This window comes from Brevibacillus reuszeri (genome assembly GCF_001187725.1).
Classification (GTDB): Bacteria; Bacillota; Bacilli; order Brevibacillales; family Brevibacillaceae; genus Brevibacillus; species Brevibacillus reuszeri.
Genome location: NZ_LGIQ01000007.1, coordinates 544209 through 565567, shown reverse-complemented (window position 1 = coordinate 565567; position 21359 = coordinate 544209). Strand labels below are relative to the sequence as shown.

General features: G+C 47.0%; 24 protein-coding genes. 8 read left to right on the top strand and 16 right to left on the bottom strand.

The features are described 5' to 3' along the window. Window positions 1–33 precede the first annotated feature (33 nt). Entirely contained in the window at window positions 34–831 is a 798-nt protein-coding gene (gene lgt, locus ADS79_RS12415) for a prolipoprotein diacylglyceryl transferase (RefSeq protein WP_049738705.1), read from the top strand. 128 nt (window positions 832–959) lie between these two features. Beyond that, entirely contained in the window at window positions 960–1199 is a 240-nt protein-coding gene (locus tag ADS79_RS12410) for a hypothetical protein (RefSeq protein WP_049738704.1), read from the top strand. Window positions 1200–1257: 58 nt separating this feature from the next. Here the strand turns inward: ADS79_RS12410 and ADS79_RS12405 are convergent, their stop codons facing one another. From ADS79_RS12405 to ADS79_RS12395, 3 genes are all read right to left on the bottom strand, one after another. Then, window positions 1258–2277: an inorganic phosphate transporter gene (locus ADS79_RS12405; protein ID WP_049738703.1), complete on the bottom strand. Its 1020-nt coding sequence runs from the start codon at window positions 2275–2277 to the stop codon at window positions 1258–1260. Next, window positions 2270–2887, bottom strand: a complete 618-nt coding sequence (locus tag ADS79_RS12400; protein WP_049738702.1) for a DUF47 domain-containing protein — start codon at window positions 2885–2887, stop codon at window positions 2270–2272. The genes ADS79_RS12405 and ADS79_RS12400 overlap by 8 nt, the downstream gene beginning before the upstream one ends. A gap of 202 nt (window positions 2888–3089) precedes the next feature. After that, window positions 3090–3755, bottom strand: coding sequence for a GGDEF domain-containing protein (locus ADS79_RS12395; RefSeq protein ID WP_236699962.1), 666 nt, complete (start codon window positions 3753–3755; stop codon window positions 3090–3092). Window positions 3756–4023: 268 nt separating this feature from the next. Between ADS79_RS12395 and ADS79_RS12390 the strand changes: the two genes are divergently transcribed. The 4 genes from ADS79_RS12390 to ADS79_RS12375 all read left to right on the top strand — a co-directional run bounded on the left by ADS79_RS12390 (window position 4024) and on the right by ADS79_RS12375 (window position 7404). Beyond that, window positions 4024–5268: an MDR family MFS transporter gene (locus tag ADS79_RS12390; protein ID WP_049738701.1), complete on the top strand. Its 1245-nt coding sequence runs from the start codon at window positions 4024–4026 to the stop codon at window positions 5266–5268. 133 nt (window positions 5269–5401) lie between these two features. After that, on the top strand, window positions 5402–6472 hold the full coding sequence (locus ADS79_RS12385) for a type III polyketide synthase (protein ID WP_049738700.1): 1071 nt from the start codon (window positions 5402–5404) through the stop codon (window positions 6470–6472). A 5-nt stretch (window positions 6473–6477) separates the two neighbouring features. After that, the gene (locus tag ADS79_RS12380; protein ID WP_049738699.1) at window positions 6478–6999 is read left to right on the top strand and encodes an isoprenylcysteine carboxyl methyltransferase family protein; all 522 of its coding nucleotides are present in this window, start codon (window positions 6478–6480) and stop codon (window positions 6997–6999) included. An 84-nt stretch (window positions 7000–7083) separates the two neighbouring features. Next, the gene (locus ADS79_RS12375) at window positions 7084–7404 is read left to right on the top strand and encodes a hypothetical protein (RefSeq protein ID WP_049738698.1); all 321 of its coding nucleotides are present in this window, start codon (window positions 7084–7086) and stop codon (window positions 7402–7404) included. 9 nt (window positions 7405–7413) lie between these two features. On the opposite strand, the gene ADS79_RS12370 is transcribed toward ADS79_RS12375, so the two are convergent. From ADS79_RS12370 to ADS79_RS12360, 3 genes are all read right to left on the bottom strand, one after another. Next, complete coding sequence (locus tag ADS79_RS12370; RefSeq protein ID WP_049738697.1) at window positions 7414–8529, bottom strand: aminopeptidase; 1116 nt, start codon at window positions 8527–8529, stop codon at window positions 7414–7416. Between the two features lie 182 nt (window positions 8530–8711). Continuing rightward, a complete protein-coding gene (locus ADS79_RS12365; RefSeq protein WP_049738696.1) occupies window positions 8712–9308 on the bottom strand; it encodes a hypothetical protein in 597 nt (198 codons plus the stop codon). Between the two features lie 75 nt (window positions 9309–9383). After that, window positions 9384–9812: a MarR family winged helix-turn-helix transcriptional regulator gene (locus ADS79_RS12360; protein ID WP_049738695.1), complete on the bottom strand. Its 429-nt coding sequence runs from the start codon at window positions 9810–9812 to the stop codon at window positions 9384–9386. A gap of 386 nt (window positions 9813–10198) precedes the next feature. Here ADS79_RS12360 and lepB point away from each other — a divergent pair, with 386 nt between their 5' ends. Then, on the top strand, window positions 10199–10759 hold the full coding sequence (gene lepB / locus ADS79_RS12355; protein WP_049738694.1) for a signal peptidase I: 561 nt from the start codon (window positions 10199–10201) through the stop codon (window positions 10757–10759). Between the two features lie 67 nt (window positions 10760–10826). Here the strand turns inward: lepB and ADS79_RS12350 are convergent, their stop codons facing one another. The 5 genes from ADS79_RS12350 to ADS79_RS12330 all read right to left on the bottom strand — a co-directional run bounded on the left by ADS79_RS12350 (window position 10827) and on the right by ADS79_RS12330 (window position 15383). Next, window positions 10827–11666 carry a M15 family metallopeptidase gene (locus tag ADS79_RS12350; protein ID WP_049738693.1) on the bottom strand — a complete coding sequence of 280 codons (840 nt, stop codon included), beginning with the start codon at window positions 11664–11666 and terminating at the stop codon, window positions 10827–10829. Window positions 11667–11762: 96 nt separating this feature from the next. Beyond that, a complete protein-coding gene (locus ADS79_RS12345) occupies window positions 11763–12641 on the bottom strand; it encodes an NAD-dependent epimerase/dehydratase family protein (protein ID WP_049738692.1) in 879 nt (292 codons plus the stop codon). Window positions 12642–12780: 139 nt separating this feature from the next. Further along, window positions 12781–13860 carry a phosphodiester glycosidase family protein gene (locus ADS79_RS12340; protein ID WP_084765828.1) on the bottom strand — a complete coding sequence of 360 codons (1080 nt, stop codon included), beginning with the start codon at window positions 13858–13860 and terminating at the stop codon, window positions 12781–12783. Then, a complete protein-coding gene (locus tag ADS79_RS12335) occupies window positions 13841–14347 on the bottom strand; it encodes a hypothetical protein (protein ID WP_049738690.1) in 507 nt (168 codons plus the stop codon). Before ADS79_RS12335 ends, ADS79_RS12340 begins: the two co-directional genes overlap by 20 nt. Window positions 14348–14489: 142 nt before the next feature. Beyond that, window positions 14490–15383 carry an RDD family protein gene (locus ADS79_RS12330; RefSeq protein WP_236699961.1) on the bottom strand — a complete coding sequence of 298 codons (894 nt, stop codon included), beginning with the start codon at window positions 15381–15383 and terminating at the stop codon, window positions 14490–14492. On the opposite strand from ADS79_RS12330, the gene ADS79_RS12325 reads away from it, so the two are divergent. Further along, complete coding sequence (locus tag ADS79_RS12325; RefSeq protein WP_049738688.1) at window positions 15360–16340, top strand: stage II sporulation protein M; 981 nt, start codon at window positions 15360–15362, stop codon at window positions 16338–16340. The two genes, ADS79_RS12330 and ADS79_RS12325, sit on opposite strands and share 24 nt — an antisense overlap. On the opposite strand, the gene ADS79_RS12320 is transcribed toward ADS79_RS12325, so the two are convergent. The 5 genes from ADS79_RS12320 to ADS79_RS12300 are packed head-to-tail and all read right to left on the bottom strand — an operon-like array spanning window position 16307 to window position 21312. Continuing rightward, complete coding sequence (locus ADS79_RS12320) at window positions 16307–17677, bottom strand: DUF58 domain-containing protein (protein WP_049738687.1); 1371 nt, start codon at window positions 17675–17677, stop codon at window positions 16307–16309. The genes ADS79_RS12325 and ADS79_RS12320 overlap by 34 nt on opposite strands. After that, window positions 17628–18548 (bottom strand): AAA family ATPase, encoded by a 921-nt coding sequence (locus ADS79_RS12315; protein ID WP_049739076.1) that lies wholly within the window; start codon window positions 18546–18548, stop codon window positions 17628–17630. Before ADS79_RS12315 ends, ADS79_RS12320 begins: the two co-directional genes overlap by 50 nt. A gap of 8 nt (window positions 18549–18556) precedes the next feature. Further along, window positions 18557–19684 (bottom strand): DUF4350 domain-containing protein, encoded by a 1128-nt coding sequence (locus tag ADS79_RS12310; protein ID WP_049738686.1) that lies wholly within the window; start codon window positions 19682–19684, stop codon window positions 18557–18559. Continuing rightward, window positions 19677–20321, bottom strand: coding sequence for a DUF4129 domain-containing protein (locus ADS79_RS12305; protein ID WP_236699960.1), 645 nt, complete (start codon window positions 20319–20321; stop codon window positions 19677–19679). Before ADS79_RS12305 ends, ADS79_RS12310 begins: the two co-directional genes overlap by 8 nt. Beyond that, window positions 20296–21312, bottom strand: coding sequence for a hypothetical protein (locus ADS79_RS12300; protein WP_049738685.1), 1017 nt, complete (start codon window positions 21310–21312; stop codon window positions 20296–20298). The genes ADS79_RS12305 and ADS79_RS12300 overlap by 26 nt, the downstream gene beginning before the upstream one ends. Window positions 21313–21359: the final 47 nt, after the last annotated feature.

Sequence of the window (21359 nt, the reverse complement as noted above, 5' to 3'; positions counted from 1 at the left end):
GCACAGACGTTTTCTGGCAAGGAGGCATTTTTCATGATTGATCCAATTGCTATTGCAATCGGACCGCTTAAGATTCACTGGTACGGCATTATTATGGGGCTCGCTTTTTTCCTGGGCACCTATCTGGCACGGTACAATTCCAAACGTTCTGGTATTGATCCTGATCACGTCCTGAACATGGTCGTCCTGATCATTCCTGCGGCCATCATTTGTGCTCGTCTGTACTACGTCGTGTTTGAATGGGGACAGTACAAAGACAATCCGATCGACATCTTCAAGGTATGGAACGGTGGACTTGCTATTCACGGAGGTCTGATTGGCGGTGTGTTGGCAGGGACGTGGTATATCCGCAAACATAAGCTACCTTTTCTTCGTCTGGCAGACATCTTTATGCCCAGTGTGATTCTCGGACAAGCGATTGGTCGTTGGGGCAATTTCATCAACCAGGAAGCACATGGTGATGTAGCCTCAGCTGAGTTTATGGAAAAATTCCCGGCTTTTATCCGCGATCAGATGTACATTGGAGGCCAATACTACCATCCGACATTCCTTTATGAGTCCATGTGGAATCTGGTTGTATTTGCAATCCTGATGCTCATGCTGTATCGGTTCAAAAAGTTCGATGGACAGATTTTGTTCAGCTACATGATTCTTTATTCGATCGGTCGCTTCTTCATAGAAGGCATGCGTACGGACAGTTTGCTCATAGCAGATACGCTACGTGTAGCCCAACTGGTCAGTCTAAGCCTCATTGCAGCCGGAATTATCTTGATGCTCGTGTTTGCTCGAAAAAGGAAACAGTCTGGACATTCTCAAAACTCTCTGGAGTAGCTATACTTACTAACGTCTATGCCACCCTTCCTATGACGGAACCGGGTGGTTTTTTCTTATGCTCTGTCTGAATAATCGCAAAGAAGGGAATAACTGGGGAATAGATACTAGATGAAGGGGTGGCAGGTATGGATGATGGTATTTTAGAAGAATATCTGGACCGCACTGTACGCGTCCATTTTACTCCCGCCATGATTGGCTCCAGTCTCTCTCCTTTTACCGAGGGGAAGCTGTACGATTATAGTCCAAACGGCATCCTGCTGGAGGAGCGTGACGGGTCACTCGATTATATTCCCTTTACTTCGGTCAGACTCATTCAAATCCGGCCAAAACCCGGACTATGGGAGCGATTAACAGGGTCTGGCTAACAGAAAAAGACACCTTTTTCCGGATACAACTTGTCCGAATAAAAGGTGTCTTTGCTTTTTATAGAAACACATCGAAAACGACATAACAGGCTGCTGCAAGCAATGCAGATACTGGCAATGTAATTACCCAAGTAATCAATATCCGTCCTGCTAACCCCCATTTTACCGCATTAAGCTTTTGGGATGCTCCTACCCCTAAAATCGAGGAGGTAATGACATGAGTCGTACTTACAGGCAGCTTCAATGTTGTAAAGATGGTAATGATTAGTGCAGAAGACAGGTCTGCCGAGAATCCGCTGATGGGCTTAATCTTCATGATCTTGCCACCCATCGTTTTAATAATTCTCCAACCACCTACGGATGTTCCCAATGCCATGGCAATCGCGGCAGAAAGCTTCACCCACAGAGGAATTGTAAACTCACCTGGCTCTTGTACCAAAAATCCTCCTGAAAGAAGTGCTAGGGTAATAACCCCCATCGTTTTCTGCGCATCATTAGCACCGTGACTGAATGACTGCCAGGATGCAGATAGCACCTGTAGCGCACGGAAGCTTCGATTTGTCTTGTGGTAAGCTTTGTTCGCGACAATTTTGGAGACGACTTTAATGACAATAAAACCAATAACAAACGCCACGATCGGCGAAATGATTAACGCCTTTACAATCTCGATAAAGCCTTCCATGTTAATCGCGCCTAACCCGGCTGCTCCTACAGCGGCACCCGCAACACCACCGATAATGGCATGCGAGGAAGAGCTAGGGATCCCAAACCACCAGGTAATCAAGTTCCATAAAATCGCTGCTGTCAGGGCCGCTAGAACAACGAGCAGGCCATTTGGCAGCTTGAATGGATCAGTGATTTGTCCGCCAATTGTTTTCGCTACTCCCGTGTATGTGAGAGCCCCGACAAGGTTAAATACAGAAGCGATAATGATTGCCGTCCGTGGACTCAATGCCCGGGTAGAAACCGATGTTGCAATTGCGTTTGCTGTGTCATGAAAGCCGTTGATAAAGTCAAAGCTAAGCGCCATGATGACGACAAGTACGAGAATAATCACCTCTGGCGATAGCTCAGGCATTCTTTAACACGATCCCTTCTACCAGGTTGGATACATCCTCAGCAAAGTCAGCACAGTCTTCTAGCTTGTCGTAGATTTCTTTCAGCTTGATTGCTTCGATTGGATTCGCATCTGGTGCGTTGAGCAAATCGGAAACCATTTTACGGTAGTTGGAATCTGATTCATGCTCGAGATCTTTAATCTCTCGCGCAATCTTAGAAACTACCTGATGGTCCAGCTTGCGAAGTGTGCGAATCAGTTCAATGAGCTTTGCCGAGCATTTGACCAAAATGTTAGCCTGGGCAAGAACTCGAGGGTCAGGTTGACGCACTTGATACAAATACATGCGATCCGCTACGCCGTCGATGTAGTCGATCATCGAATCCATCGTATGAGCGAGTTGGTGAATGTCTTCACGCTCAAGTGGAGTGATAAAGGTAGAGTTCAACTCGTTCATAATGCGACGAACGATTTCATCCCCTTCTTTTTCAACAGCTTTGATTGCTTTTACTTTCGCCTCTAAATCGTGATAGTTCCCTATCATTTCATAAAAGAGATGAGTCCCTTTGTGCACAGTAGCAATTTGCTGTTCGAACAGATCAAAGAAGATATACTTGTTTGATTTCAACATACGTTCCTTCTTCACTCCTTAGGAAAAATCACACTAGACGATTATATCGAACATTAATGTTGACGTAAATTTAAAAACAAGGGCAAGTGTGTGTATTTTTTTTAAATAATTTATTAAGTTTTTGTAAATCATCTTTACAATCGACAAAAAAAACACTCATTCCACAAGAATATGAGTGTTAGTCTACCAGTCAATTCCATATTTAATTCGTTGCTGCCAGCATACAATCTTTTTTCTTCTTTGCCTCGTACATCAAGGCATCTGCTTTTTCAGTCAATTCCTTGGCACTTGCAGCGTGCAGGGGATAGGAGGCTACCCCAATACTGACCGTCACACCGGAAAGCAAACTACGTGCCTGCTTCTGAATACGTTCGCCTACGCTAAGCCCTACTTTTGTCTCTGTCTGTGGCAGCAGTACCACAAACTCTTCACCGCCCCAGCGCCCTACTGCATCCTGTCTACGTACATTGACCTGAAGCAAATCGGCAAACTGGCATAATAGCTGATCACCCTTGATGTGCCCGTGTCGATCATTAAAATCCTTAAAGTTATCCAGATCAATAAACAATAAGGTGACCGGGTATTGATTGCGCTTTGCCAGCTGTACCTCATGCTCCAGCTTGTCGATAAAGCGACGGTTGACCAGTACACCTGTGAGCGAATCGTGATAGGCCATTCGTCGCAATTTATTTACATAGGCTCCGAGCATATATCCTCCCACTGTCTGGATAGTGGCTGCCAGTACGACCCATGCTGCCATCGCTACGTCCACCGGGAATCCATATACACTCAACCAAATCATAATCATTAGACAGGAAGCCCCCATGCCAAGCCAGCGCGAGTCCACAACAAATTCCCTCCGGTCCATGCTAGTAGCACCTCTAATTCAAATGATTCATAAGACCTAAATCACACAAGGGAAATAGGACTTTAATCGTAATGTTAGGAATATTTTACCTATCTTTTATCCTGAGATCAATAACTAAAAGCATACATACTCCCTAGTAGTGTCAAATCTTCATCAATTCGACATTATTTGTTAAAATTTTCAGATTAATGGCAACCCTCTATCTTATCTTGATACTCTCGGATATAATTACAAAATATTCTTTATCGATAGGGAGGAATTGACTTTTATGGGTTGGTTGCAAAACATTATCTCCCGCTATGATACTACCATCTGGATTCGTGTCATCGGGACCATTCTTACAACATTTGCCGGCTTCATGCTCCGACCATTCCTCGCCTTTTATCTGTACGACAAAATGGATGGCAATCTGCTAGTAGCAGCCATGGTCACCAGTCTCCAGCCTCTGACCAGCATCGTTTCCGGCTATTTTGCAGGAAGTCTTTCAGATCGTTATGGACGCAAGCCGTTAATGGTAGCTGCACTTTTAATTGAAGCTATTTCAATGGCCGGCTACATCTGGGCAGAATCCCTTTTTACGTTCGCTGCCCTGACCGTATTGAACGGGATTGGTGCTTCCTTGTTCTGGCCAGCCGCAAGCGCACAGGTTACAGATGTGGTTCCTGAGGAGAAGCGCAGTGAGGTTTTTGCCTTGCTGCATACTGCTTTGAATCTGGGTGCAGCGGCAGGACCGCTAATTGGAGTCACATTGTACAAGATCAATCCGGCCATCGCATTTGGTATCTGTTCTTTTATGTTATTCATTTACTGTTTGCTCATCCTCTGGAAGGTACCGGAAACATTGCCTGTCGAAATGCGAGAGAGAGCGAAGCAATCAACTGATACACGTACCGTCAACCGTATGAAGCTCACCGAGCACACTACCTTGCTCTGGATCACACTGGCTGCCATTCCAGTCTCGCTTTTGTACTCACAGGTAGAAATTATCCTGCCTCAGCATTTGCGTACGAAATACGATGATTTTCTTACCGTGTTCGCAACTCTTCTAACGATTAACGGAATTCTCGTGGTTTGCTGTCAAATCGCGATTGCCAAATTTGCCGAGCGCTTCGCCCCGCATCGCGTCATTTTGTTCGCTTATTTGTTTTTGGCATGTGTCGGTTTCGGGTACGGATGGGCGCCAGGCTTTCTCGTTTTAATACTTGCCGAAGTCTTGTTTACAATTGGAGAAATGCTCTACGGTCCTCAAATACAAAAAGCGATTTCCGTCTTGGCTCCCGAGGAGTATCGCGGACGCTATTTCGCCATCTTTGGGGCAAACTGGGGGATAACCGGAACGATTGGACCATCTGTCGGTGCCGTTGCATTTCGCGGTATTGGTGGCGCATTCTGGTTTTCGATACTGAGCTTGCTGTTATGCGTTGGCGGACTTCTGCAAACACAGCTCGTGAAGCGCGCAATGCAGCAGGCGGAATCCTTCTCTCAGAAGCAAGCTCATGCTGTTCAATCCTAAAAACCTGTATCCTCCCAACTGGCTGCTATCTTCCTTGGCGCCAGTTTTTTTATTCGCTCACAAAACATGAATTGGAATCAATTGGAAAGGAAAAGCTACTTGTACTTACACGTAGACGGGAGTGATTGTCTGAATGCCCCGGATTGAGGCTGTTGCTACTGCCGTTCCTTCCCATCAAGTCACCCAAGAAGATTCCGTAAAGCTGGCTCGTCACTTTTTCCAGGATGCTTTCCCTGATATTGATCGTCTTTTGCATGTCTTTGCACATAGCAAGATCAAGAAGCGGCATTTTTGTATGCCAATGGATTGGTTTTCGGACAATCGATTGTTTACCGAGAAAAACCGACTATATATCGAGCATGCGGAAGCCCTTGCAACAGAAGCTGCTCTTCGCTGTCTAGAAAAAGCAGGTGTTTCCCCCGGCTCGATCGATTGCATGATCTTCGTTTCCAGTACAGGAATCGCTACTCCCAGTCTGGACTCTCGCCTGGTGAATCGTTTAGGCCTGCGTACAGATATTACCCGGTTGCCTTTGTGGGGATTAGGGTGTGCAGGAGGAGCGATGGGTTTGTCACGCGCCTGTGAGTATACTGCTGCTTACCCCACCAAACGAGCACTGCTCATCAGCGTAGAATTATGTGGCTTGACGTTTATTCGTGAGGATATGTCCAAAAGCAACCTGGTGGCTACCTGCCTCTTTGGAGATGGCGCAGCTGCCGTTCTTGTAGAGGGAGATGAGGTACAGCCTCTTCGCACCTCTTCCATGCCCAGACTGCAGTTCTGTGGTGCTCGTACAACTACGTGGCCAGATACGCTGGATGTGATGGGCTGGGAAGTAACAGAGCCTGGACTTAAGGTCATCTTTTCGCGAGATATTCCTACAATCATCCATCAAGCCATGAAAGAGAATGTCGATAGCTTCTTATCACCATTCGATACGACTGTTGACCATCTCCGCCATTTTATTTTCCATCCCGGTGGTACAAAAGTCCTATCAGCTTATCAAGAATCGCTGGGCATCTCCCCCGAGGCCACCCGTCTCTCTGAAGAGGTGTTGCATGACTTTGGCAATATGTCCTCGCCTACTGTCTTATTTGTGCTTGAAAAAAGCTTGGAGCAATCATGGGAAACGGGTGAACGCGGGCTTTTGGCTGCCCTTGGTCCAGGCTTCAGCTCGGAGCTACTTCTATTAGAGGCGAGGTAGGATGCATGACTTTCTTTGCGATTATTCTCGGCATGGTTCTTGTGCAGCGATTCTATGAACTCTATTTGGCCTCTCGAAACGCAAAATACATTCGTGCACGAGGTGGCTATGAGATTGGTGCTGAGCATTACAAGTACATCGTCGGGCTCCATCTTTTCTTTTTTCTCAGTCTGTTGCTTGAGGTAAGTACTCGTTCCTCTCCATTCAGACTTGCGTCCTGGTGGATGTATCCGTTTTGCTTTTTCCTGCTCGCCCAGCTTCTTCGTTACTGGTGCATTCGTAGCCTGGGCAAGCATTGGAACACTCGTATTTTGATCGTTCCAGGCGTACAGCCAGTCGTTCGTGGTCCGTATCGTTTTTTGCGCCATCCAAACTACCTGGTCGTGGCGATCGAGCTTTGCTGTTTGCCTTTGATCTTTTCGGCTTACGTTACAGCGATCCTCTTCTCTGTGCTCAATGCATGGGTTCTCTTGCGCATTCGCATCCCGCTGGAAGAGAGGAGCTTGTATGAAGCAAATCATCCATAGAGATTTTTTTACTTTTCATGTTTATCCTAGGTCATTTGGAGGAATAGAAGAAAGTACGTTATTTTTTCCCGTGAGGTGGAACCAGTGAATCGAACAAGCATACATGAACCTCTGGATGCTAAAAAAATGATCATCCGCGATTTTAGTAATTTGCTCGACACGATTCCTAATCAGGATGATCAGGTAACTATTCAAAAATTTCTCCGTTATTTACAAAGTCTGATCAGAATCAAGCAAGTCGTGCCGCCTGTCGTAGAAATCATGACCATTATCAAGCATAATAAGCCGATTCTCTACCATGCCGCACGTCGCTCAATCATGACCTCTAGCAATCTGCATATGCTCTTCCAGCTCGAAATGGACTTGCAGCTCGCACTTGAGAGGCTGAAGCAATTTGATCAGTAGCTTTTTCCTTTAGGCTTTTAGCTGTTCGGGATTGAGGCATTCAAGCTCTGGAATCACAAAATGACCGTCTTTTCGGATCAGCACGTCGTCAAACCAGATTTCTCCGCCGCCCCAATCTGGGCGTTGTATCGATACCATGTCCCAGTGCACAGACGATTTATTGCCATTGTAAGCTTCGTCATAGCACTGACCAGGCGTAAAGTGAAAGCTGCCATCAATTTTCTCGTCAAACAAAATATCTTTCATCGGATTGCGGATGAAAGGATTTACCCCAATCGCAAATTCTCCAATGAATCGTGCACCCTCATCTGTATCAAGTATCTCGTTGAGTCGTTTTGTATCGTTCGCCGTTGCCTCTACAATTTTACCGTCTTTGAACGTCAGGCGTACATTTTCAAAAGTAAAGCCGTGGTAAGGTGTAGGGGCATTGTGCGTAATCGTACCGTTAACAGAATCCTTCACAGGAGCGGTGTATACCTCGCCATCCGGAATGTTGCGAAGACCCGCGCATTTCACAGCCGGAATATCCTTGATAGAGAATGTCAGATCGGTTTCAGGACCTACCAAGCGTACTTTATCCGTACGATTCATCAAATCTACCAAGCTATCCATGGCTTTGTCCATTTTTGCGTAATCAAGATTACAAACCTGGAAATAAAAATCTTCAAAGGCTGCTGTCGACATGTTCGCCAACTGAGCCATGGATGGGTTTGGATAACGCAATACGACCCATTTCGTGTGTGGTACGCGAACATTCAAGACAGGCAATTCATACAGACGCGAATACATCCCCAGCTTATCTCCTGGAACATCCGCCATTTCATTGATATTGCTAGCTGCACGGATTCCGATATACCCATCCATTTGTTCCATGAGGGCAACCTCGCTTTGTGCCATTACTTTTAATTGCTCCTCGTTGCAATTCATCGCCAGCTCACGGCTCAATGCCGGATTAATCACCTGTACAAAAGGGCTTCCGCCGGCTTTGTAAATTTCGCGTACGAGAGCCGCAACCAATTCAGGTGTCTCCCCTTTTGCGTTAATCAAAACTTTCTCTCCCGGTTGAACTCGTACCGAATAGTTTACCAGGTTATATGCCAATTGCTCTAATCGAGAGTCTCTCATCTATGACACACCCTTTTTAAATTTTCTGATTCCTTATGTATTTTTACTGATAAATCATAAAAAGTCAATAAAATTAATTTTATCGACTTTCCATTCTCGAATCTTCTTTTGTGTCTTTTTTACTTGTTGAAACATGAAAAGACGCTTTACTCCATAAGAGCAAAGCGCCTGAAGCTGTATGCTTATTTGTCGTTATCATTTGCTGGAGGCATCATGGACCAGCCAGTGCGATTGGCGATATCTTGTGTAGCATTGCGGCCAATTGTAACGTTCTCATCTTCACCTGGCATTGCTGTCCAGCCAGATGCTGGTGCTACTACTGGAGCAGAATTTGGTGTTACCACGATGTATTCATCTTCACCCGGCATCGCTGCCCAGCCAGATGCTGGTGCAAAAACAGGAGTTTTGTCCCCGATGAAAACGAATTGATCTTCTGCTGGCAAGTAAATCCAACCACTTGCCGGTGCTTGAACGTTTTGGTAGCTATTCACACTGATAAATTGATCTTCACCTGGCATTGCTACCCAACCAGATGCAGGAGCTACTACATTGCCCTGTTTTCCACCAATAATCACGTACTCATCTTTGCTAGGCATTGTAAAACCGCCAGTTGCTTGGCTACTCGGCTGATTTACAGGTGTTGCTGCAGTGATCGGTGCTGCTGTCGTAGTAGAAGCCTCTGTTGCAGGAACAACTGCTTCCTCTGCACAGGCAGCTTGTGCAAACAATGCTCCTCCCAAAATCAAAGTCCCCATCATCAGTGTTCTGCTTTTTCTCATATGTGTACACTCCCATTCTCGTAGTACACACATTGTCTGCTGAAATGTCCCCCACCTGCTAACCTGACGGCATCGCTACATGCATTGCTTCATTTTCCGTAGAAAATGTGTAAACTGTTCCAACTCGTCGTCACTTAGGTTTTCCAAAAGCTTTCCAACCAGCATCCGTCTCTGGCACAAAAGCCCCTCCAGCAATGGAAGTCCTTTTTCTGACAGATTCACCCACACAACACGTCGATCGAGCTCATCACGAATCCGATCTACATAACCAGCCTTGACCAGGCGATTAAGCGCGATAGTGGTTGCACTGTTGGATAGCTTCAGAATGGTCGCCAGCTCAGATACTGTGCTCCGCCCTCTTTGGTGAAGCACACGTAGCAAAATAAATTGCTTCGGACTGATCTGCTCTTCTTCTTCCAGCCAATGGCTGACAAAAAAGCGAGCCATTTCGACAAATGCTCGATCCAGTTCCTCAATTTTACTGGCGCGGGACATGTCGCTCACATCATCACCTATTTTCAGAAAGTAAATAATATAAGTACTTTTACTATAAAACTATATAGCTTAAGTACATGAAGAGCAATAGGACTCCCCAAATTATTTACTTTATTTTATTAGGTATGTATGAACTAAGACAAAGTGTTTACTACTTAATATTTTTACTGTAAAACTTATTAGCAACATCATCTTACCTCAATCAGGAAAAACTGACAATAGGCGATGATGGCAAATTCGTGACCAAAGTTTTTTCAATCGTCAATTCCATCTATTTCCTTGAATCTTCTTCCGTATCCATTCGTAAAGCATGTATAATAAAAGGGCAGTTTCGGACGTAGATACCTTTGTCCAAGCGTTAATCCCAGAAACTACATACCTAGGAGAACAGGTCTATGGAACAAACCAAAAGTACAACCAAATGGAAAGTGGAATTGCTTGATTGGTTAAAATCGTTTGTCTTGATTGGCGGTTTGACCGCATTTATCTACGTGTTCGTAATGGCTCCATACGTTGTTCAGGGACGTTCTATGGAGAGCACGCTGCATGATCGCGAGCGCGTCATCGTCAACAAAGCGATTTATTATTTGAAGGATCCAAAGCCTGGTGACATTGTGATTATCCATCCAGATGCCAGTGGTGACAACTGGATCAAGAGAGTCGTTGCCATAGCTGGTGATACAGTAGAAGCCAAAAATGATCAGCTATATGTTAACGGCCAGCCGCTGAGCGAGGAATACTTGACTGCAAACAAGCTGAAAACCTCTGCATCTGGTGTAACACTCACAGAAGATTTTGGTCCGATCACCATTCCTGAAGGCAGTGTTTTTGTCATGGGAGACAATCGCAACAACAGTATGGACAGCCGTGTTATAGGTCCCGTGAAGCTGGATCATGTCGTTGGACGAGCTGAGGCTGTTTATTGGCCGCTGCCTGATGTTCGCCTCCCTCGTTAAATATCTATACCAACCAAGCAAAAAAGCCGCTCTTACATGAGCGGCTTTTTGGTTCTTGTATGCTGATTTATTGTTTTTGTGCGCTACCATTCTCGCTTAAATAATCTTCAAGCGTGATTCCTTTGGCCATGATTTCTTGCGCCATCTCTTTTCCGACGTAGCGCAAATGCCATGGCTCATAGGAATAACCCGTGGTCTCTTCTTTCCCTTTTAGATAGCGAATGATAAAGCCATATTCACCACAGTGGGCTGAGAGCCACTGTCCTTCCGGTGTCTCACCGAAGGGCTCTTCCAACCGAGTCGTTGCATCCACACCGGACACGTCCATGGCAAGTCCTGTCTGATGCTCGCTTTTACCCGGAACGGCACTATATGCAGCGGCATGCTCCGCTCCCTGGGTTTTCACATACGTTTCATACAGGGATCGTTGCGTTTTGTAAGAGCGGTAACCAGAAACAGCGTAAAGCTCGATTCCATCCTGCTTCGCTCCGGCGAACAGCTCCTCCAGCGCTTTTGCGGCTTCTGCACGCATGAAGCGTTTTTCTACTTTTTCATCAAACGGGAATGGGACGTTCGGTTCTACCAAATCTGGTGGAATATAATCAGCCGGCAAGGCTCTTTGTTTGTTTACCACCACGGACAGCTCAGTTGGGTTTGTGACCGTCGGTACTCCCTCCACCATCGTAAGCGTCTCTTGCAGTGACGGCGGCTTTGGTTTACCTGGCTCCTCTTGTTGTGATGAAGGCGTCGTGTTCTCAGAGCCTTCTGCTGACGCGCCATTCGCCGGTTGTGTTTGCTGATCCCCGCTTGTGAGCAATTTGTCTAGGGATGGTGCTTCACATCCGCTAAGTAGGGCTACTGATAGTGCGGCTACGACAGCAAGTCCAGTAGTGCGATTCTTGTTCATGCTTTTATCCTCCTGGTTCCATACAGACACATACGTTCTGCTATACCTTACCACGGAGTCGGTCAAAAAAATAGCATGGATTGTTGACCGTTTTGTTTATACGCGCTCTGAGGCAAGAGTCCTGACCAGCTCAGGGAGCCAGGAATCAAGGGGTCTGAAAAAAAATCCTGCGTCGCTTGCTTTGCTATTATCCATGTAAAAGGAATCACGAAAGCCATACGGAGAAGCATGCTCTTCAGATGCTTCTGCCCGCAGGATTGCTGGCTTCCCTACCGCATCGGCTATGTCGTCCATCAGCTCGCGCAGCCGAATCGTGCCATGTGAGCATGCATTCACGGGTCCTGTTAGCTCTGCGGTCCCCGACCAGAACAAAAACTCTGCTGCTTCCTGCGCATGGATAAAGCACATGATCGCCTCTGGATTGACCATCCCGATCGGTTGCCCTTCTCCTATGTGCTCCACATGAAAATGCAACCTTCTCGTGTAATCATCCTCTGCCAACACAATGGGGAAACGTGCTGCAAGGACAGGGAACACTTGTTGCTGAAAAAAGACCGCTTCTGCCTGCCTTTTGCCTTCCTGATAGGTAACTCCTTCTCTCGATCCAGGCTGAATCGGGTATGTGAATGGATCGAACTCCTTCTCCACCAGGGGATCATTCGAGAAATCATAAACGGACAGAGTAGATGTGAGTATATACTTCCCTACTTTGCCTTGAAACGCCCGGCAGGCATCCAGAGCATTTTGAGACGAGTAACAAATGTTGTCGTAGATAATGTCCCAATCTTCTGAACCGACTGCTGCTAGCGATTCCGCATCATCTCGATCCACCTTCACCCGCTTTACCTGTGGCGGAAAATCAACGTCAGTAATGCCCCTCGTTGCTACTGTTACCTCCGCACCTGACTCTACCAAAAGATGTACAAGCCTTTTTCCGAAAAATCGGGTCCCTCCAAGAACAAGAACTTTTTTCATCTACCCTTCCCCCTTCCATCGATTTCCTTTCTATTATACTTCCTCCACACTATTTTTTTCGATGGTAAGCAAAAAACTCTTCCAGCTGAGCAAATAAGCTTTGCCGGAATAGTTTATCCATACGTACGATTTCGATTGTTTAGGGCATGATCACCAGATTGCTCACGACTGAGCGTTCGTTACCACCTGAAGGCTTGTTCATCAGCTTGCCATTATAATAGAAAGCACTTGAGCCTCCACCGTCGAGGTTAAATGCATCAACAACATGGAATTCTTGCAGTTTTTTCTGCGCTTCCTCCAGGGTAACTCCATTGCTCCAGCCCTCGCGTCTGCCATCAATGACAATCAAGAGCAAATCTCCGTTGTCAAAATGACCGATCAATGTCCGTGGATGACGCGTGTTAGCCCAGTCGCGCGGGATTGGCAGTCTCTTTCCATCCTGCAGGAGACGAGGTAAAAAGCTTGCCCCTTGTAAAATTCCCTGTTGCTTGATTTGCTCTTCGGTTGTGATGTTGGCGCCAATCAGATGCCCTTTGTTGTTGAAGCCAACAAAACTCAGCTTTTTATCCGTTGAAAAGTTACGAATCTTCCCATCGATTACCGTAATCCCCAGTGGCGTCACATAGCCTTGCTTGTCCGTCATGAAGCCGCCAGCATTAATCGCCAGAATAGCTCCCGTCCGTTTCCCTGCATGACTTGTTTTTTCGCCCTTGCTTTTTACGGAATCGTTGGCAAGGACCATTTTCAGAGCATTCGGGTCCTTCAGGCGAACCTTTGCCATATATCCACGGTATCCCGCCTCTTCAAGCGAGTACACCTTCACCGTGGACTTATTCCCGAAAGATTGTCCAATCGGATTCCCTAGCATTTTTGAAAGAATCGAGTCCAGTACGTCCACAGATTTTTGTGTTTGTGACTTACTGTCTGCTAAGAGATTATTGATATGGTTATTTTGCTTTTCGTAATCCTGCTGTTCTTTCTCGGATTCGGCACGAATGTCTTCGATGAGAAACTCGACGCTGCGTATTTGAGATTTGGTCGCATCGATCTGCTCTCCAAGTGCATCTGCCATCTCTTTGGATTGCGCTGTCGGCAGCTTCATGCTTTCCAGCTGGAGCCCTTCTACTGGGTTAGCCTGTGAAAAAGCAAACAAAAAGCCGACTGCAGGTGCCAACAGAAACGCAAAGAAACGATTGATCTTACCAAGCACGGGCAGCATCCTCCAGTTTTTTCAATGATGCTTTCAAATCCACCAGTTGTTTGTTCAACTGATCAATTCGATCCTGAAGAGCCTCCTTGGTCTTATTCGTTCCTCCAATCGTTTTTCCAGTCAACTCCAAATCTTCTTCCAAATTTGCAAGTCCGGATTGCACATTCTTCATTTCATCCTGAACCAGGGTCAATTGTTCACCTAATGCTCGCACCTGTTTTTGGTTTTCTTCTTGCACCTGTTGAATTTGCTGATTCACGAATTGCTGCTGCTTGTCCAATGTATGAACGGCAAAAGCATAGCCAGAGTACGCGAGTCCTCCCCAGAGCAGAATAGCCAAAATCATAGGCAGCGGGGACCGCTTTCCTTCTGTCCGGGAGGGAAGCAGTGCCTTTAGCAACCCAGCTCTTCTGCGTTTGCCTTCTTGCTTCCCATTCCCCGGGAGTGGCAAACTGGTTGTTGATGACGATGAAGCGTGCATGTATTTATCGCTCATCGGCTCCCTCCTCCTTTCTGTGACATAGAGTGAGGTTTTATTATAACATACATCATATTTCGCCAAGCTTTTTGCGGAATATTGGAAAAATGATGCGAAACATGTAAAAACCGCCTGAAACGGCGGCTTTTCTTGACCCAGTTTATTTCCCTAATTTCCACTCATTTTGCAATTGGTTATAAAGTCCCTGTAAAAATAAGAGCGGATTCTCTTTGACCATAGGCACATCTTCCATGTCCAGCTTTTTGGATAGCGTGGCAGCGATTTGTTGTCCTAGCTCTTGCTTTTTCTCTTTTGTGAGCGAGGAGAGCCTGGAAATGAACGTAGAGAGCAGTTGCCAGTCCTCACGCGTAATGGCTTGCTTCTGAGCCTCACTCAAGGAAAACGACTCCAAACCCGCTTGTTCCTGCAGCTTCTTCATTCTTTTTTTCTGAAAGAACGACGGCGTTTGTCCACTTTCCATCACGACGATCGTTCCTGCTACCAGATCCCCGATGCGCTTGTCACGTGGATGAAACAGAGAAACCATTGCCCCTAAAAAATACCCAGTGGGCAGCATGTCGATCATACGAAACAGATTGCGAATTGTTGAGGACAAAAACGTAATAGGCTGACCGTTATCACGAATCACTCGAATCCCCAGAAGTCTTTTCCCCACTGTCTGTCCGCCCCAAAAAGCTTCTAAAAACAAATAGTAGCCAAAGTTGAGCACGAAAATAAACAGGAGAGCGATTGCGAGCGCATAGTTTTCCGTTTCAAGGAAAAAAAGATCATTATTCCCAAAGAAAGCTATACTGAACAAAATAAATACAGTAATATTAACCAAGAACAGAAGTACCATATCGATGAGCTGTGCTGTCGCGCGACTCCCTACACCAGCTGTCTGAAATCGCAGCATAACATGCTCAGGAGTAACGACAGAAGCTTCTCTCGTTGCTTGATTCATCTGTGTCCAATCATTCATCCCTTTTTCGTCACCCTCTCGTTCCCTGTCTATAAAGGAGGAATTTTCTTGGATATAACGTCTTTCTGGCATAAGCATAAAGCCTCTTGGGCGCAATTGGAGCAGCTCGTCGAGCGATTTGACCGCCATCCTCGAGAAATCGAGGCAAACGACATTGATCAGCTCACTCATTTGTACAAAAAAGCCTCTGCCCATCTCGCTTATATTCGTACCTATGATCCGTCTAACGAAATGACGCTTTACCTGAACCAGCTTGTTTCACGGGCGCATAATTTGGCCTATAAGCAGCATTCGAGCAGTTGGCAGCAGTTGACCCATTTCTTTGGAAGCCACTTGATGCAGTTGATCGAAAAACGTGCAGGCTTTATTGCCGTCGCAGCCCTCTTGTTTATCATTGGCGGTGTATCCGGCTTTGCCGCAGTCATGGTGGATCCATTGAATTTGTACTACGTTCTGCCTCAAGGCATGGCAGAACAAATCGATCCCTCCCGTTTAGGGGAAGGACACGCCTCCATCAATAGTCCGGTCGTCTCTACCATGATCATGACGAATAATATGAAGGTTGCGATGCTGGCTTTTGTCAGTGGAATCACATTCGGAATCTTCCCGATTTACCTGCTCTTATTCAATGGACTATTAGTCGGTGCGCTTGCGGCCGTGTACTTTCAATCAGGCAGCAGCTACGCTTTCTGGGCTTACATCCTGCCTCATGGCGTGATTGAGTTAACCGCTATTTTCATTGCGGGCGGCGCAGGCTTGCACATGGGCTACCGTATGCTTGTTCCAGGCCGCTTTGCCCGTAAGTATCAATTTCTGGAGGCTGCCAAAGAATCAGCGCAGCTACTACTTGCCACTCTCCCCTTATTGGTGATCGCGGGCATTATCGAAGGCTATATTACACCGTCCGCCCTCTCCCTTGAAGTGAAATACGTAGTGGCCTTCGTAACCTTGCTGATTCTGATTGGCTGGTATTTAATCGCACGTAGGCGCCGATTTTACAACGCTTCTCTCGACTTGATTTCCAAATAAGTATTGACGACTGTCAACGTCATCTGATCGGCCGGAACGTCCAGAACCTGGATTCCCGCGCCGGTCATTTTTTGTTGAAAGGCTCTGCGATCGAGCTGGAAGCGCTGAGCTACTGACTTCACAAATGCCAGACGACTGTTTGCTGATTCAATGTGGCTCCACCCATGCAATAGCGGATCAGCCAGTGACAACAGCAAAAGCAGATGGGTACGTCGCATCCTCCATAAATAGCTTCCCAGCTGATCTTCTACCAGGTAATTTTCCATATCGGAAAAGAGCACAATCAGGCTCCTTCTTTTCTGCTGGCGATGCAAAAATTCTAAGGCTTTGGCGGGATCTGCTTCAACGAAGTCGCTTTTCAGATCATACGTCGCTGAGAGTAGGGTGTGTAAATGTCCAAGCCCTTTCCCCGGCGGTATGTACGTCTTGATTTCATGAGAATAAGCCAATAGTCCAACCTGATCTCCCTGGCGAAGGGCAACTGCCGCTAGCGTTAGAGCGGCTTCAATCGAGATGTCCAGTCTCGTCTTGTTATCCAGCTCGACTCCCATCAATCGGCCACAATCGATGACGATCATGATCACTTTTCCATGCTCTGGACGATACTGATTGGTCATCAGCTTTCGGGAGCGTGCGGAGGCAGACCAGTTGATGAAGCGAGGATCATCATCTGGAACATACTCGCGGATCGCATGAAATTCCGACCCTGATTTTCCCCTGCGCATGATCTTTTTGCCATCGACAATCAGGCTTTCCTGCATCGAGGCCAAGTATCCACGAACTGCCGACAAATCAGGGAACACCTTGATCGATTGTTTACACGAAAAACGACTTTGGCGGGACCACAGTCCAATCTTTCCATGCCAGCGCAAGTAGAGCCAGCGAAACGCATACTCGCCCCTCTCCTTTGCACGCGTACGGTAGGAGAACCTCGTCTGCCCAGCATCCAATCGGCCTGCGATTGGTTCTGGTTCATCAAAACTCAGTGGCAAATCATCTCGCAGCGAATAAACGATTGATTGCCCACCTCGGTTTTCGAGCTCGATTTGTACAGAAAACGGTTGGCCCAGATCGGTCTGCTCGGGCAATATCCGCTTCAAGGTCAAATCACCACGCTTGGTCAACGTTACACAGTCAATCACGCTGGCAAGTAGTATCAAGCCATTGTACAACCAGAACATCGTGTAGCCCAAGTCAAGCCAAAAACCGGTTACCGCAATCGGCGTTCCGAGCAAGACCAACAGAACGAGTCGTTTTGTCGGCAAAATGAAACGGTCTGCCAGAACATCAGCGAGGTACTGGAATAGCCGCCAACGTCTCGTCGATGATGTGGTCACTAGTGCCCCCCTCCAATTCTACCTGCGGTGAAAGAATAAGACGGTGACGCAGTGCAGGACGTGCCACCATTTTGACATCATCAGGTGTCACATAGAGACGATTGTCGAGCAATGCCCATGCTTTGCTCGCCATCAAAACCGCGATTCCTGCCCGAGAGCTCGCCCCGAGCTGCAACCTCTTTGTCTCTCGTGTTTTGCGGATGAGTGTCGTAATGTATTCCAGAAGAGAGTCATCCACGACAACCTCCTCCAGCTTTTTACGTTGGGCCAAGATTTCATCCAGCGTGCATATCGGCGTAGCCACACTCGCTTGCTGCTTTTGCCACGGGATGTGCTGCTTCAAGATTTGCTTCTCATGCTCATGGCTCGGATATTGCATCGTCAGCTTGAACAGAAAGCGGTCCAGCTGTGCTTCCGGCAGGACATAGGTGCCCTCATATTCTACAGGGTTTTGGGTCGCTACCACAAAAAACGGATCGGGCAACGGATAGGTAACTCCGTGTATCGTCACTTGACCTTCCTCCATTGCTTCCAGCAGGGCTGCCTGCGTCTTGGGAGGGGTACGGTTAATCTCATCTGCGAGCAGCAAATTGGCAAAAACAGGTCCTTTGATTGTTTCAAATTGGTTCGTCTGCATGTTGTAGACAACATGGCCAATGATGTCAGAGGGCATCATGTCAGGAGTGAATTGAACCCGCTTACTCTCTCCCCCGATCAGTTGGGAGAGTGTACGCACCATTTTTGTTTTTCCGATTCCAGGCACGCCTTCAAGCAAGACATGCCCACCTGCCAACAGGGCGGTGATCAGCAAGCGAATGTTTTGTTTTTGTCCTACCAGTTCTTTTTCCATTTGCAGCAATAATTGCTCCACCTTTTTGGTCACTCCTTCTCCAGGCGCTTGCATAATTCGTCCAGCAATTGACTGTCCGCAAGCAGCTTTTTCGTCGTATATCTCTCCCCAGCCCTCGTTTGCTCCAGCTGCTGAAGAGAATGATCCAATTTGTTTACCTCTGACTCATTCCATCTGTTTTTCGCTACCCGGACAATTTCGGCCCGGTCTGCCCGCTGATGCACACCCCAGCGATCATGGATGAGCTGTCGCAAATACGCCTCTCTATGTAGCAAAGCATCCCGTGCGAGACCTCGTTGTTCATACCATCTCGCTATTGCAAGCAGCGTTTCATCTCCGCGACGAACTGTCCACTCGCGGAGCGTATAAACAGGACCGAAGCGTTTTCCCTGCCACCATACCAAAAGCAAAAGAGCAGCGGCGAGCTGTATGCAACTAGCAACAAGCCAGCCAGGATAGATCGCCAAAAGTCCTGGCTTCTCCTGCAAGCCGTGGTGGTATTCGTCTACCCACACCACCGACCAATCCCCTTGGATATAGGGCCATATGGCTTCAAAGTGCGACCACTTTTGTATCTGCGCATTCGTCATCCAGTCTGGCACCAGAAAAAGCGTCATGCTCCCTTTGCCCATTTGGATTCGACCTGCTAAAATTCCTTGATCATCGTATAGCAGTGTCTCCATGGATTCGTCTTCGATTAATCTGACCCCGGCTTGCGCCAGACCCGAGGAACCCTCCCCAAGCAGCGCTCCCCTGATGTTGCGTTCCTTGCTGTTCGTATCTTCTATTTCCTTGGTAAAAAAGGGTATGTCTTCCCATTCCTGCGGGCTTTTCTCAAACAGAATGAGATGATTTCCCTGCTCAATCCAGCTTATGATATCCTCGACTTCGCTTGGCAGCATGCCTCTTGGCTCCACAGATAGCAATAGCTGTGCTTCCCTGTTTGGCAAAAAGCGCATAGGCTGGCGCCATTCTCTGACGCTGCCCCCTTTCTCCTCAAGCAGCATCAGGATTGCCTTGATCCCATCTGGCTGAGCGGAAGCAGCGAAATACGGTGGATAATTCGTAGCTGCGGGCTTGACAGCAAACCAGCCCACGATGAGTAGAAACACAACCGCTATCCCAATTCCCACGCGATAGGTTCGCAAGTTATCCATGCTGTCCCTCCTCGCGGCAAAATACCTCAAGCTCTTTTAGGCGTTCCCAAAATAGTTCTTCATCGATCACGGTTTGGCCGTACCATACCTGATCAAAAGTCCGGGCATGACGTCTGAATAGCTCCTCTGCAAGCGGCTGATTCATTTGAAGCTCGTCAGCGTATTCCCAGTTTGTTTTCCACTTTTCGATTCGAATCCATTCTCTTGTCTGCAAATAAACAAGCAAGGCCAAAAATAGCGAACGTTCTCCTTCTCGCCAGTTTCCTGCCTGTCCTTGTTCTTTTGCATCGCGTAAATAATCCGTGTACGCACGAATTTTTTCACCATGTACAAATAGCGAGCGTTTGCGCTTCTGCTCCCACACAATCCGCTTAGTCATCCAGTAAATCACGAATATGAGCCCCAGACCTGCCAGGATCAGAATCCCTGTCGATATCGCATTGGATGCGCCCGCAGGGACTTCCGTCCATTTGAACAGCTTAGCCAGCCACTCAATCAAGTATCTGATCCCTTTTTGCAGCAGGTTTTCCCCATCCGCCTGATGACTCACGAATTCATCCTGGGACAAGATCTCCTGTAATCGCTGCTTGTCTTGCAGAAGCGACATATGCCTATTCATGAGGAGTTCCCAGTTCATTCGATGTCACGCTCTCCTCGGTCGCTTGCTTGCTGAGCATAAATTGCAAATCGGTTCCTTCTTTGCGAACAACCAAATCAAAGTAGGCGAGCGCATAAACAATCGACATCCACGGTACTAGCAGACACCCAAGCAGAATGAGGAGGAGCTGTGCAACCATGGACATTCCCATCGTTCCTGTTACCAAAGCCTGCACGCCACCAGAGAAAATGGAGTAGAGCAAGCTTACTACCAGGAAAAGTCCAATCAATCGCCAGAAGTTCCCTTTTGTCAGGCTCCAGCTTTTCGCAATACCGATACCGTCGCCTTCGAAGAGGACGACCGGCATGTAGAAGCCCCAGCGCAGCAAGAAATATCCTGGTACGAGAATCGACCCAATGATGAAAACAAAATAGCTAAAGATGAACATCAAGACCATAAAGATCGGGTTCGCCTCATTGCCAATTCCCTTAAACGCATCAAATGAGCCGCCAAGAGTAAAGGCAAGCAGGAAGAAAAGCATAACGCATACCAAAAAGAAGCCGAGCATGATCCCAATGGCAATCAGCCCATATACAACTGTACTTCCCACCAATGGCCAGAATCGACCCAACGCTTGCTTCATGGCGTCTTTCAGGCGAAGCGGCTCCCCTTTTATCGATGCTTGTGTCAAAAGAGTCGCCACAGAAAGCAGCTGCGGGTAGCCAACCAGGGTCAATAACGGAATAACTAGAAACAAATAGGCCAGGAGTAATCCGATATTGTCCGTCAACATTTCTTCTTGACCGATAAATCGATTACCGAGTACTTCCCAAAAATCCGAACCCTCCGAATCTTGCAAGAGAAACGGCATACTACCTATATCGACCATCATAAATTGCTGCAGTAATAAAAAAGGGCCGAACCAAATTAATGCCATCAGGAAAAAAGCTGAAAAATGCTGCCGATAAACAGAGAAGCTGCGATCAAGCAGCTTTCCTACTCCCATAGGAGCAAGCGGTGTTTGATTCATTGCGAAACCTCCATCATCCTTTTTGGGATTACCTGAATAGTATACAC

Excerpts from the sequence above, each read along its gene's own strand:
- ADS79_RS12300 (WP_049738685.1), bottom strand. The coding sequence starts at position 21,312 with ATGAATCAAACACCGCTTGCTCCTATGGGAGTAGGAAAGCTGCTTGAT.
- lgt (WP_049738705.1), top strand. The coding sequence starts at position 34 with ATGATTGATCCAATTGCTATTGCAATCGGACCGCTTAAGATTCACTGG.
- ADS79_RS12305 (WP_236699960.1), bottom strand. The coding sequence starts at position 20,321 with ATGAACTGGGAACTCCTCATGAATAGGCATATGTCGCTTCTGCAAGAC.
- ADS79_RS12390 (WP_049738701.1), top strand. The coding sequence starts at position 4,024 with ATGGGTTGGTTGCAAAACATTATCTCCCGCTATGATACTACCATCTGG.
- ADS79_RS12405 (WP_049738703.1), bottom strand. The coding sequence starts at position 2,277 with ATGCCTGAGCTATCGCCAGAGGTGATTATTCTCGTACTTGTCGTCATC.
- ADS79_RS12310 (WP_049738686.1), bottom strand. The coding sequence starts at position 19,684 with ATGGATAACTTGCGAACCTATCGCGTGGGAATTGGGATAGCGGTTGTG.
- ADS79_RS12400 (WP_049738702.1), bottom strand. The coding sequence starts at position 2,887 with ATGTTGAAATCAAACAAGTATATCTTCTTTGATCTGTTCGAACAGCAA.
- ADS79_RS12340 (WP_084765828.1), bottom strand. The coding sequence starts at position 13,860 with ATGCTGCCCGTGCTTGGTAAGATCAATCGTTTCTTTGCGTTTCTGTTG.
- ADS79_RS12345 (WP_049738692.1), bottom strand. The coding sequence starts at position 12,641 with ATGAAAAAAGTTCTTGTTCTTGGAGGGACCCGATTTTTCGGAAAAAGG.
- ADS79_RS12330 (WP_236699961.1), bottom strand. The coding sequence starts at position 15,383 with ATGCCAGAAAGACGTTATATCCAAGAAAATTCCTCCTTTATAGACAGG.
- ADS79_RS12395 (WP_236699962.1), bottom strand. The coding sequence starts at position 3,755 with ATGGACCGGAGGGAATTTGTTGTGGACTCGCGCTGGCTTGGCATGGGG.
- ADS79_RS12335 (WP_049738690.1), bottom strand. The coding sequence starts at position 14,347 with ATGAGCGATAAATACATGCACGCTTCATCGTCATCAACAACCAGTTTG.
- ADS79_RS12380 (WP_049738699.1), top strand. The coding sequence starts at position 6,478 with ATGACTTTCTTTGCGATTATTCTCGGCATGGTTCTTGTGCAGCGATTC.
- ADS79_RS12385 (WP_049738700.1), top strand. The coding sequence starts at position 5,402 with ATGCCCCGGATTGAGGCTGTTGCTACTGCCGTTCCTTCCCATCAAGTC.
- ADS79_RS12365 (WP_049738696.1), bottom strand. The coding sequence starts at position 9,308 with ATGAGAAAAAGCAGAACACTGATGATGGGGACTTTGATTTTGGGAGGA.
- lepB (WP_049738694.1), top strand. The coding sequence starts at position 10,199 with ATGGAACAAACCAAAAGTACAACCAAATGGAAAGTGGAATTGCTTGAT.
- ADS79_RS12410 (WP_049738704.1), top strand. The coding sequence starts at position 960 with ATGGATGATGGTATTTTAGAAGAATATCTGGACCGCACTGTACGCGTC.
- ADS79_RS12370 (WP_049738697.1), bottom strand. The coding sequence starts at position 8,529 with ATGAGAGACTCTCGATTAGAGCAATTGGCATATAACCTGGTAAACTAT.
- ADS79_RS12350 (WP_049738693.1), bottom strand. The coding sequence starts at position 11,666 with ATGAACAAGAATCGCACTACTGGACTTGCTGTCGTAGCCGCACTATCA.